Origin of the sequence: Xanthomonas dyei (genome assembly GCF_002939865.1) — a bacterium.
GTDB classification, from domain to species: Bacteria; Pseudomonadota; Gammaproteobacteria; order Xanthomonadales; family Xanthomonadaceae; genus Xanthomonas; species Xanthomonas dyei.
Map to the genome: position 1 here is coordinate 115826 of NZ_MDEE01000011.1, position 11594 is coordinate 127419.

Sequence of the window (11594 nt, forward strand, 5' to 3'; positions counted from 1 at the left end):
GCGTCGACATCGTCGCAACGCTGAGGACGGTCGCTGAATCAAGCAGTGGGGCAGTGAAGCCCGAGGCGTCGCCATGCATGGAGCAAGGCGGTGACGCATGCCGGCGGGCCCTAGACCGTCGGCGGATCCTACGTGTCCTTATGGCTTACCACCGCGGCATCCTTGCCGCAGCGACTGCGCTGACATCAGGCTGCCTGCGGCACCTTCAACGAGCGCACCAGGCCGCCGATATCCACGATCAGCGACACACGGCCATCGCCCAGGATGGTGGCGCCGGAGACGCCCGGAATGCGGCGGTAGTTGTTTTCGATGTTCTTGACGACAACCTGTTGCTGGCCGAGCAGTTCGTCCACTTCCAGCGCGATTTTCTGGCCGTCGCCTTCGACCACCACCACCAGCGGTTCCTTCGAGGACTGTTGCCCGCCGAAGCCGTAGTAATTGGTGAGCGAGAGAATCGGCAGATACTCGCCGCGGACCCGTAGCACGCGGCCTTCGCCGGCCATTGAACGGATGTCTTCGGCGGCGGGCTGCAGCGCTTCGAGCACGTAGGACAACGGCAGGATCAGCGTTTCGCCTGCCACCGAGACGGTCATGCCGTCCAGAATGGCCAGGGTCAGCGGCAGACGGATCAGCACGCGGGTACCGCTGCCGGCGCTGCTTTCCAGCTGTACTTCGCCACCCAAGCCCTGGATGTTGCGGCGGACCACGTCCATGCCCACGCCACGACCGGACAGATCGGTGACCGCATCGGCGGTGGAGAAGCCCGGTGCGAAGATCAGGTCCCACACCTGCGAATCGGTCGGGTTGTCCGGCACGGCAATGCCGCGTTCGGCCGCTTTTTCCAGGATCTTGGCGCGATTGAGGCCACGGCCGTCGTCGCTGACTTCGATCACGATGTGACCGCCCTGATGCGAGGCCGCCAGGGTAATGGTGCCGGTCTCGTCCTTGCCGGAGGCGCGGCGCGCATCGGGCATTTCCAGACCATGGTCGATCGAGTTGCGCACAAGGTGGACGAGCGGGTCGGCGATCTTTTCGATCAACCCCTTGTCCAGTTCGGTGCTTTCGCCAATGGTGCGTAGACGCACCTGCTTGCCGAGACGGCTGGACAGGTCGCGCACCAGGCGCGGGAAGCGGCGGAACACCGCATCGACAGGCAGCATGCGCACGCCGATGACCGCTTCCTGCAGATCGCGGGTATTGCGTTCGAGCAGGTCCAGGCCGGCGAACAGCTGTTCGGCATGCGCCGGATCCAGCCCGGCGGAGACCTGCTTGAGCATGGCCTGCGTAATCACCAACTCGCCGACCAGATTGATCAACGCATCGACCTTGTCGACGCTGACGCGTATGGAGCTTTCGGCTTCTGCGGCGGCGGCCTTGGCCGGCGTCGCAGCAGCAGCGGCAGGCTCAGCGGCTGCGGCTGCGGCCGGTGCAACGGCGGCCACTGGCGCTGCGGCGTCTACCGCCAGGCTCGGCGGCGGGCCGGGTACCGCCATCGGGCGGATATCCAGCTCGCAATCGTCCACCACCCAGGCGAAGGTATCTTCGATCTTGCTGCGCGGAATCTTGCCGATCAGGCCCAGATCCCATGCCAGGTAGGCTTCCAGCGGGTCGATGCTTTCAAAGCCCGGCATGCGCTCCAGACGCGCGGCAATCTGCAGCGGGCCAAGATGCTCCAGCTCGCGGATGATGCGCAGCGGGTCGTTGCCGCTCATGAACAGCGACGGCGCCGGAGTGAAACCGATGTGCCAGGCTTCGGGTTCTTCTTCCTTCGGCTTGGCGACCACCACCGCCACCGGCGCTTCGCCGGCCAGCACCGCGTTCAAGCGGGTGTGCACGGCCTTGACCGCGGCCGGGTCGGCCGGGGTGCCGTGTTCGGCTTCGCGCAACAAGGCGCGCAGCACATCGACCGAGCCGAGCATGGCGTCGACCGCATTGGGTTCGAGCTGGCGCTTGTTGGAGCGCAACTCGTCCAGCAGCGTCTCCAGCACGTGGGTCAGGCCGGCGACGGCCTCGAACCCGAAAGTGGCTGCGCCACCCTTGATGGAGTGCGCAGCGCGGAACACCGAGTTGATGATTTCCGGGTCGCGGTTGCCCTCTTCAAGGGACAGCAGCCCGGCCTCCATCGCGTCGAGCCCTTCACGGCTTTCCTCGAAAAAGGTGGCGTGGAAACGTTGCAGGTCCATGCTCATGGGCGTGAGATCCGATGGTGAAGCGAGTAAGGATTAACCGAGAACTTTCTGCACGGTGGCGATCAGCTGTTCTGGATTGAACGGTTTGACCAGCCAACCGGTGGCACCGGCGGCCTTGCCTTCGGACTTCTTGTCGGCTGCCGATTCGGTGGTGAGCATCAGCATCGGAGTGAACTTGTAGTCCGGCAGCTGGCGCAGCTCGCGAATCAGCGAGATGCCGTCCATGTTGGGCATGTTCACGTCGGTGACCACCGCATTGAAGCGCTGACCCTTCGCGCGGCCCAGCGCAACGGCGCCGTCTTCGGCTTCTTCGACGGCAAAGCCGGCGGAGGTGAGGGCGAAAGAGACCATCTGGCGCATTGACGCCGAATCGTCCACCACCAAGATACGTGCGCTCATGCGGCGTTCTCCACAGATTTCAGGTTGTCATTGGATGCGGAAAGTCCTAGTGCGTCGGTGACGCCGAGCAGACGTGCCGCATCTCTAAAAGTGTCGTTGCAGCCATCGAATTCGGTATGCAGACCGGCCTGGCGGCGACTCTGCACAAAGGCGCAGAGCAACTGCACGCTGGCGGTGTGGATGCGGCGGACTTCACCGGCATCAAGCACCAGGTCGCCGCCCTGGGTAAGGAATCCGGCAAGCTTCTGCTTGAGGTCGGCGCTGGTCTCGATGCCGAGATCCTCACCCAATATCACTGTGCTCATTGTTGCTCCGAACGGCTGGTTCTATGCGTACTAACGGCGGAAGGCGGAAAAGCTTTAACGGTGAATCGGCGACACGCCAGATTGCGCAAGCCCTGCGTTAATGCAGCAGGTGCGTGGCATCGAGCAGGATCATCGGTTGATGGCCCAGGCGGGCGACACCGCGGAACAGGTTGTTGGAAATGCGGCACAGGCGTGCGTTGTCCGGCGGCTCGATCTGGTGATCGGTCAGGCTGGTGACGTCTTCCACGGCCGACACGCGCAGGCCCATGGTTTCGCCGTTTTCTTCCAGCACTACCACGCGGGTGTGCAGGTCCATGTCTACCGGCGACGAGCCCAGATGGATGCCCAGATCGATCACCGGCACCACCTGGCCACGCAGATTCATGATGCCCAGCATGGCGCTGGCGGTGCCGCGCAGCGGCAACAGCGGCACCGGCAACACCACTTCCTGCACCTTGAGCAATTCCAGCGCATAGGTTTGTTCGCCACAGCGCAGGCGCAGCCAGCGGGTACTGCGTTCGCTGGCGCGGCGCTCGGCATGGATCTTGTCGGCCTGACCAGGCGCAAGCAGTGCCTGCAGGCCTTGCGGGTACACCGGTGCGGGCGCGGCGTGCGGCGGTGCCGGTGCTGCACGCGGTGCGGGTGCCGGCACCGGCACGGCGACCGGTGCGGCTTCCAGCCCGAACGCCGGGTCGGCATCCATTTCTGCCAGCAGATCGGCAGTCAGCAGGTCCACCGCAGTGGAGGCGGTGCCAAAGGCCGGGTCGGCGTCCATTTCGGCCATCAGATCGGCCGTGCTCATGAACGGGCTGGGCGCTTCCGTGGCGAAAGCCGGGTCGGCATCCATCTCGGCCAGGAAATCGGCAGCGATGTCGGCAGCACTCGGTGCGGCGACCACGGGCGGTCCGAACGCCGGGTCGGCATCCATCTCGGCCAGGAAGTCGGCGGCGATGTCGGCCGCACTCGGTGCGGCGACCACGGGCGGCCCGAATGCCGGGTCGGCATCCATCTCGGCCAGGAAATCGGCGGCGATGTCGGCAGCGCTCGGTGCGGCGACCACGGGCGGCCCGAAGGCCGGATCGGCATCCATCTCGGCCAGGAAATCGGCAGCGATGTCGGCCGCACTCGGTGCGGCAATCACGGGCGCACCGAGTGCCGGGTCCGAACGCATGTCGGCCAGCAGATCGGCGGCGATGACGTCCGGCGTTGCGGCGACGGCAACCGGTGCTTCGGCGACAGCGACGTCGGTCTCTTCGATCGTGGCAAGCGCGGCAGCGGGCGCAGCGGCCGGGGTTGCAGCGGCAGGCGCGCTCGCGACGGCGGCGGGAATCTCCACGCCGGCATCGTGCAGCAAGCCTTCCAGATAGTCGTCCAGCTCACCGTTGGCGGTGTGGTTGCTCATGCTGCTTGCTCCATGCGCATCGCGTCATCGGCCAGCACCCATTCCAGCGCGCGGCGATAGGCGGACAGGCCGCGGCCCTGATAATCGGCGCCGCTGGCGGGGACGGTGAGAGCGGCGGCGTTGCAAATACGGGTGTCCATCGGGACGGCGTCTTCCCATACCACCGGGCCGTAGGTGGTCTGCATTTCCTTGAGCGTTTCGTTGCCGGCGCGGGTGCGGCGGTCGAACAGGGTCGGCAGGATCGACACCGGCAGCTCGCGGCGGCGCGAGCGCTGCACCATGTCGGCGGTGCGCACCATGCTGGCCAGGCCATGCAATGCGAGCGGCTCGGCCTGGGTCGGCACCACCACGCGGTCGCAGGCGGCCAGCGCGTTGATCATCAGCAGGCCCAGCGTAGGCGGGCAGTCGAGCAGGATGTAATCGTGTTGGCCGGCGTGGCGGGTCATGGCGTTCTGCAATGCCAGGCCCAGGCCAGGTTGATTGGCGCTACGGCGCTCCAGCGTGGCCAGTGCGGCTTGCGCGCACACATACGACAGGCCGGGGATGCTGCTTTCGTGCGCCAGGCTGGCCAGATCGCTCGGCGGTGTGCCGAACAGATCCAGTACCCCGCGCGGCGGCGGGTCGACCGCCACGCCGAACGCGCGGGTGAGCGAGGAGTGCGGGTCGAGGTCGATCAACAACACCCGATGGCCGAGCGCGGCCAAGCCGCGACCCAGCGCCAGCGTCGTGGTGGTCTTGCCTACGCCGCCCTTTTGGTTGGCGATTGCCCAGATACGCATCTCACTGCACTCCTTCAATTACGGCGGGGACGGAACTTGTGCCGCTTTCGGTGGTGACGGCCGTTTGGCCGCCGTCTGACTTGGGAAGCTTTGGCGCCCCGGCGGCGGTCGCGTGCAACTGCGATGGCGGATCGGGTGCGAGTGAGCCAGCTGAGTCAGCGAGGATGATCAACACCACTCGCCGGTTCGCATTCCGTCCCGCCTCGGTTGTGTTATCGGCACGTGCGCGGAATTCTCCATAGCCCACCATCGCCAATCGTTGCGGGGCGATGCCGTCGTCGGCAAACAGGTGCACCACGCTGGCCGCACGCGCCGCCGACAGTTCCCAATTGGAGGGGAACTGCACGGTGGCGATGGGCTGGTTATCGGTATAGCCCTCCACGCGCACGCCATTGGGCGCATCGCGCAGCACCGACGCCAAGGTGGAGAGCGTTCCGCGGGCGCCGCCGGCCAGAGTGGCCGAGCCGGTACCGAACAGGATGTCGCTGTTGATCTCCACTTCGATCCACAGATCGTTGCGGCGGATGGTGATGAGCTTCTTGTCGATCAGCGGCGACAGCGTCTTGCTCAGCTGCTGCTCCACTGCGTCCATCTGCCGCTGCGCGCGGGCCAGCTGGGTCTGATTGCGCAGCGATACCGGCATGCGCATCTGCGCGGCCATTGAGGGCAGCAGGGTGGGATCGGTGGGGCCGTTGGAGGCGGCCATCGGCGCGCCGGCCTTGATCACCGACGGGCGGTCGTAGTCGGCGCCCAGGCTCTGGGTCTTGCCCAGTTGCACCGGGCTGGCGTTGGTGGACGAGCCGCCGAACGCGCTGGTCAGTGCCTGCGCCATGACCTTGTATTTGCCCTCGTTGAGCGAGGAAATGGCGTACATCACCACAAAAAAGGCGAGCAGCAAGGTCATCAGGTCGGCGTACGGAATCGCCCACGCTTCGTGGTTGCCATGTTCTTCGTGGTGTTTGCGACGACGGGCCATAGCACGCTCTAATGCAAGTAGCCTGCCAATTTCGACTCGATGTTGCGCGGGTTCTCGCCCTGGGCGATCCCAATCAGCCCTTCGATCGCCATTTCGCGCTCGTTGGTGCTGCAATGGATCACGCTCTTGAGCTTGGCCGCCACCGGTAGAAACAGCAGATTGGCCGAGGCAATGCCGTAAATGGTGGCGGTGAACGCCGCCGCGATGCCGTGGCCGAGCATGGCCGGGTCGGCCAGATTCTTCATCACCGCCATCAGGCCGAGGACCGCGCCGATGATGCCCAGCGTGGGCGCATAGATGCCCATGCCTTCGAACACCTTGGCTGCGGCAAGATCCTGACGCTCCTGGTTATCGACTTCGATTTCCAGCATATGCCGCATGGATTCGGGCTCCACGCCGTCGACCAGCATCTGCAGGCCCTTGCGCAGGAAGGCATCGCTCTGGCGCGGCAGCTGGTCTTCCAGGCCCAGCAGGCCCTGACGACGCGCGATGTTGCTCCATTCCACGATCCGCGCCACCAGCTGCGGGCGATCGCTGGCCGGCGGCTGGATCACCCAGCGCAGGATCTTGAACGCGCGCCGGAAAACTGCCGGCGAGGTATGCAGCAGGATCGCCGCTACCGTCCCGACGATCACGATCACGAAGGCAGCCGGCGACCACAGCGACGAAATGCCGGCGCCTTTCAACACGCTGCCGCCCACGATCGCAACGATCGCCAGCACCAGTCCGATAATGCTCAGTCTGTCCATGCAAGCGGTATCGGCCCAGGCGCGGCGGACTTGATAGAGGCGGGCGGTTGGCGCGCCAGAAAGTTGTCGTTCTGGGGTCTGCGCCCGCTTCCTTGCGTGCGCGCCGCGTGCGCGTCATTGGAGCCGGTTCTGCACAAGTCCCTCTCCCGCCTGCGGGAGAGGGGTTGGGGTGAGGGTACGGGCACCTCGGGGTTGAGCTGGCGGGCTCCGGTGCGCAGCTTGCGCGTCATGGGAGCCGGTAGCGCATCGTGACCACTCTGCCAATGCCAACAGACTGGTGCGTTTTCATCGGGGGGGAGTCTGTGTTGATCGACTGTCGGCCGGATCCCTGTCGGCGATGCCGCCCCCATCCGCCCTTCGGGCACCTTCCCCCGCACGCGAGGGAAGGGACGAACGCATGCAGGAGAAGAATGAAATCGCATGCCATTCGGGCACCCTCTCCGACCGTGGGAGAAGGACGAAGTCGTCTGCACAAGCCCCTCTCCCGCTTGCGGGAGAGGGGTTGGGGTGAGGGTACGGGCCACCTTTGGGCCGAGGTTGTACGGAATGTAGTTCGTCACGCACCTGCGCGCAGCAAGATCTACGGAAACGACAATGGCCGCTGTGTGCGGCCGTTGTCATTACTCAGGCAACCCGGATCGTAAACTGCCGATACCGCTGCGCGACTCGCGCGCCACGTCGGTAGCGACGCGGCATCCTGGCTCGCGCCGCAGGCCACTTGCGACCTGACAACTTTGCCCAACCGCACCGAGGCCGAAATCAACGTGCAGCCGCGCGCAGCGGCGCAGGGTGCCGGCGGGCCTCAGAGCAGCCGACAAAACGTATGCGCAATCAGCCACAGGAGGGTGAGTCGTTTCATGCGTCATTGCGGCGGCAAGGTGGGAGCCAGGCTCCCGGAATACCCGGCAATCAGTTGACGCGACTGCGTGCAATGCTTCAGTGGAGCCATCGGTGCGGCCGTGATCGGGGTCAGATTCATTGATCGAACGCCCAGGCAATCACAAGCGATAAAGAATGCTCGCGGTATCAGAATTGCCGTGGCGATGGCAGCCAAGCGGCGTGTGGTGGCCATGTCCTGGAATGTTTCAACACTCATATCGATCCTGCTTCTGGCTGAGCCCGGTTGCAAATGATGGGGAGTGCGCAGGCGCTTCGGTACCGCTTGCGCGCGGATTCGGGCGAGGGCGTTTTGCTGGCGGCGATCGAGCTGCTGCTACCGACGACGCAGCAGGCTGTGCCGTGCCGCGTGCAAGCGTGGCGAGCGCGACCGCGCATCGTGGCGCTTGTATTGCTGCGGCCTGCTGCGCGGCAGAATGCGCTGGCGCATGGGCTGTGATACTTAGTTTTCCGTTGCATTAGAACGATCTAATCGCATCCGCGCAGAAGGGGAGAGAAGAGGAGGGAAACCGGGTCGCCGCAACGGCGCCGGATATTTTTGCGTCACTCGCGCGGTGTTCTTGTCCGATCGTTGGATCGATACAAAGCCGCCGAAGCCGATCACTATTGGGAGAACATGATCGAAATGAACTGCATGCCATTCGCACGCAACCGCAGCACCTTGTCCGCCGGTATCGCCATCGCCTTGTTCGCGAGCGCCGCCTCCGCCACCGTCTCCGCCCAGCAGGCCGACGGCACGCCGGCGCCCGCGGGCCAGGCCGAGGTGCAGGCCACGGAGCTGGACGCGGTGACGGTAACCGGCTACCGCTACGCGATCGAAAAAAGCCTGGAGCAGAAGCGCAACGCCAACGCTGTGGTCGATGTGATCACCGCCGAGGACGTGGGCAAGTTCCCCGACAAGAACGTGGCCGATGCGCTGCAGCGCGTGCCCGGCGTGGTCATCAGCCGCGACGGCGGCGAGGGCAAGAACGTCAGCGTGCGTGGTCTGTCCTCGGAGCTGGTGTTGACCGAATTGAACGGCAACTACATCGCCACCGCCGAGTCCAACGGCGACCCGACGCGCTCGTTCAACTACACGCTGCTGCCGTCGAACCTGCTGGGCAGCGCGGAGTTGTACAAGACCCCGGAAGCGCGCATCGACGAAGGCGGCATCGGCGGCACGGTGATCCTGCAGACGCGGCGCCCGCTGGAACTGGAACCACATTCCGGCTTCGTGTCCGCCGAGGGCACCTGGTCCGATACCAGCAAGAAGACCGACGGCCAGTTCTCCGGTTCGTACGCGTGGCACGACAAGGACAACCGCTTCGGTGTCTTCGTTGGCTACACGCAGCAGAAGCGCACCGCACGCACGCTCAATGCCAGTACCGAGAGCTGGCAGTGGTACGGCCGCGACGAAGTCGGCCCGGCGGTGGACGTGAACGGAAATCCGTCGGACTTCAACGCCAATTGGTGGGGCGGTACCGGTTTCTGGGACCAGAACAGCAATTACTACACCGGTTTCATGATGCCAACGGCGGTCAGCTTCAACTCCAAGCAGGAGGACCGCGAGCGCAAGGGTGGGCAGCTGACCTTGCAGTTCAAGCCAACCGACGACCTGACCCTGACCGCGAACTATTTCCGCTTCGATCTGTCGCAGAACTCGCAGACCAATACCATCAAGATCCCCGAGTGGAACATTGCCCGCTATAACGGCGACGGCAACTGGCGCGGCGGCCGTCTGCTCGACGGGCTGCAGTTCGATCCCAGCGGCACGATCGTCACTGGCGCCGCCTACAGCCTGCGTCCGGGCAAGACCTACTATTGCAGCGAGGCGCAGGCCGCCGCGGCCGGCCTGCCTCCCGGCGGCTGGGGCTCGGATGACTGCACGGTGCCGACGCCGCAGATCACCGGCAGCTACAACATCGAGAAATCGCAGTCGCAGACGGTGGACCTGGGCGGCGAATGGCGTGGCGAGCAGGTGGACGTGGCGTTCAAGGCTGGCCGTACGTGGGCCAAGGGCGGGCCGGAGCTGCAGTTCTCCCTGCCGATCAAGCCGCGCCTCCAGAATGCCGACGGCAGCTGGAGCAACGGCAACTTCGCCAGCGCCTGGGACCTGACCGGCACGCCGTCCATGACCTTCTCGCCGCAGCTGATGCAGAACCTGCGCAACGGTATCCTGCAGGTCGACCTGGGCTCGACCGGCTCGTCCTGGACCCGCAATACCAATCAGCAGCAGTACGCGCAGATCGATACCACCTGGCATTTCGATGGCGAGGTCTTCGACTCGCTGCAGTTCGGCCTCAAGCGTCGCGACGGCGGCATCCACCGCAGTACCGGCAACAACTACTGGGTGTGCCCGGGCACCGATCCGGGCGACTACGACAACCGCTACTGGAACGGGCGCTGCAATGCCATCGCCACCCAGTTCTCGCCGGGCCTGCTGTTCGCGCAGGACAACCTGGCCGGTGGCGTCAACGCCAGCGCGTTCCCGGCGATCAACTTCCCTGGCTACATCGGCTACTTGAACCAAACCTACGGCGCGATGCAGACCCGCAGCGAAGACAACTTCGTCTACAACGTCGACGAGGAGATCTATTCCACCTACCTGCAGCTCAACTTCCACACCGAGCGGCTGCGTGGCAACGTCGGCGTGCGGGTGGCGCGCACCGGCCAGCGTGCCGATTCCACCGACAAGGTGACCGCCTACAACGACTATTTCTTCGACGGCGCCGACGGCAGTCCGCTGGCCTGCCAGCAGGGCGCCGCCATGCCCAGCGGTGCCCCGGCCGACACCTATTGCGGCACCGAAGGCTACTGGCGTTTGTCCGACAGCGTGCAGCGCACCGAGTCGTTCGTGGTCAGCGGGCTGGATCGCAACTACACCGACGTGCTGCCGAGTTTCAATCTGGCCTACGACCTGACCGAAAATCTGCTGCTGCGCGCGGCAGCCGCGAAGGTGATCGCACGTCCCAGCTACAACGACATCGCCGCGCCTGGCAGCCTGGAGTTCTACAGCCCCGAGTACGTGGCCGACCGGCGCCTGACCGGCGGTGCCAGCGAGCAGGGCTGGTACGGCTCGGGCAGCAACAAGAACCTGGAGCCGTACAAGGCCAACCAGTTCGACCTGGGGCTGGAATGGTATTTCCACCCGGGTTCGGTGGCGGGTGTGGGGCTGTTCCGCAAGAACGTGGAGAACTTTGCGGTCGACGTGATCAGCGACGTCAACATGATGGTCGACGGGCAACCGGTCACCGTACAGAACTACAGCACCCAGGCCGGCGGCCAGGACGCGGTCTCGCAAGGTGTGGAGCTCTACGCGCAGCACACGCTGCCGTTTGGCCTCGGTGTGCAGGTCAACTACACCTACAACGATGCCAGCAAGGCGGCGGTGCGGCTGGAAGACGGCACCGAGGCCGGCAAGACGTCCATGCCGGGCAGCGCCAGGAACCAGACCAACCTCACCGTGTTCTACGAAGCCGATAGCCTGCTGCTGCGCGCCTCGTACAACCGTCGTGGCGAACTGGTGCAAGGCCTGGTCAACGGGTTGAACGTCTTTGAGGAGCCGTACTACCAGATCGATGTGAACGCGGCCTACAACATCACCCCGGCGCTCAGCCTAACCGCCTCGGTGCTGAACCTGACCAAGCAGGAGTCCCGCTCGCACCTGGGCGAGGACACCCGAGCCCGCTTCTACAGCGGCGGATACGCAGGCCGGCTGGCGTACTTGGGGCTGACCTACAAGTTCTAGGCGCCAACGTGTCGCGCCCATGCCTGCTGCGCAGCGGACGGTATGGGCGTGATGGTTGGGCGATTGCCGGGCTGTAGTGGAAGTGAACCTGGAACTTAGGTATCCCCACGTTTTTAAGGTACCAGGCTCATCTGCTCGCGCACTGCTTCGGGCAGGGTGCGCAAGCGTTCT

General features: G+C 65.0%; 8 protein-coding genes. 1 reads left to right on the forward strand and 7 read right to left on the reverse strand.

The features are described 5' to 3' along the window. Positions 1-185 precede the first annotated feature (185 nt). The 7 genes from XdyCFBP7245_RS09860 to XdyCFBP7245_RS09890 all read right to left on the reverse strand — a co-directional run bounded on the left by XdyCFBP7245_RS09860 (position 186) and on the right by XdyCFBP7245_RS09890 (position 6799). A complete protein-coding gene (locus XdyCFBP7245_RS09860; protein WP_104615505.1) occupies positions 186-2189 on the reverse strand; it encodes a chemotaxis protein CheA in 2004 nt (667 codons plus the stop codon). 33 nt (positions 2190-2222) lie between these two features. Further along, the gene (locus XdyCFBP7245_RS09865; RefSeq protein ID WP_002806565.1) at positions 2223-2588 is read right to left on the reverse strand and encodes a response regulator; all 366 of its coding nucleotides are present in this window, start codon (positions 2586-2588) and stop codon (positions 2223-2225) included. After that, positions 2585-2893, reverse strand: coding sequence for an STAS domain-containing protein (locus XdyCFBP7245_RS09870; RefSeq protein WP_104615506.1), 309 nt, complete (start codon positions 2891-2893; stop codon positions 2585-2587). Before XdyCFBP7245_RS09870 ends, XdyCFBP7245_RS09865 begins: the two co-directional genes overlap by 4 nt. Before the next feature lie 97 nt (positions 2894-2990). Then, complete coding sequence (locus XdyCFBP7245_RS09875; RefSeq protein WP_104615507.1) at positions 2991-4295, reverse strand: chemotaxis protein CheW; 1305 nt, start codon at positions 4293-4295, stop codon at positions 2991-2993. Beyond that, entirely contained in the window at positions 4292-5074 is a 783-nt protein-coding gene (locus tag XdyCFBP7245_RS09880) for a ParA family protein (RefSeq protein WP_104615508.1), read from the reverse strand. The genes XdyCFBP7245_RS09875 and XdyCFBP7245_RS09880 overlap by 4 nt, the downstream gene beginning before the upstream one ends. Position 5075: 1 nt before the next feature. Then, complete coding sequence (motD, locus tag XdyCFBP7245_RS09885; RefSeq protein WP_005992625.1) at positions 5076-6050, reverse strand: flagellar motor protein MotD; 975 nt, start codon at positions 6048-6050, stop codon at positions 5076-5078. 8 nt (positions 6051-6058) lie between these two features. Then, positions 6059-6799, reverse strand: a complete 741-nt coding sequence (locus tag XdyCFBP7245_RS09890; RefSeq protein WP_104615509.1) for a flagellar motor protein — start codon at positions 6797-6799, stop codon at positions 6059-6061. A 1468-nt stretch (positions 6800-8267) separates the two neighbouring features. Here XdyCFBP7245_RS09890 and XdyCFBP7245_RS09905 point away from each other — a divergent pair. Beyond that, positions 8268-11423, forward strand: a complete 3156-nt coding sequence (locus XdyCFBP7245_RS09905) for a TonB-dependent receptor (protein ID WP_211287669.1) — start codon at positions 8268-8270, stop codon at positions 11421-11423. Positions 11424-11594 lie beyond the last annotated feature (171 nt).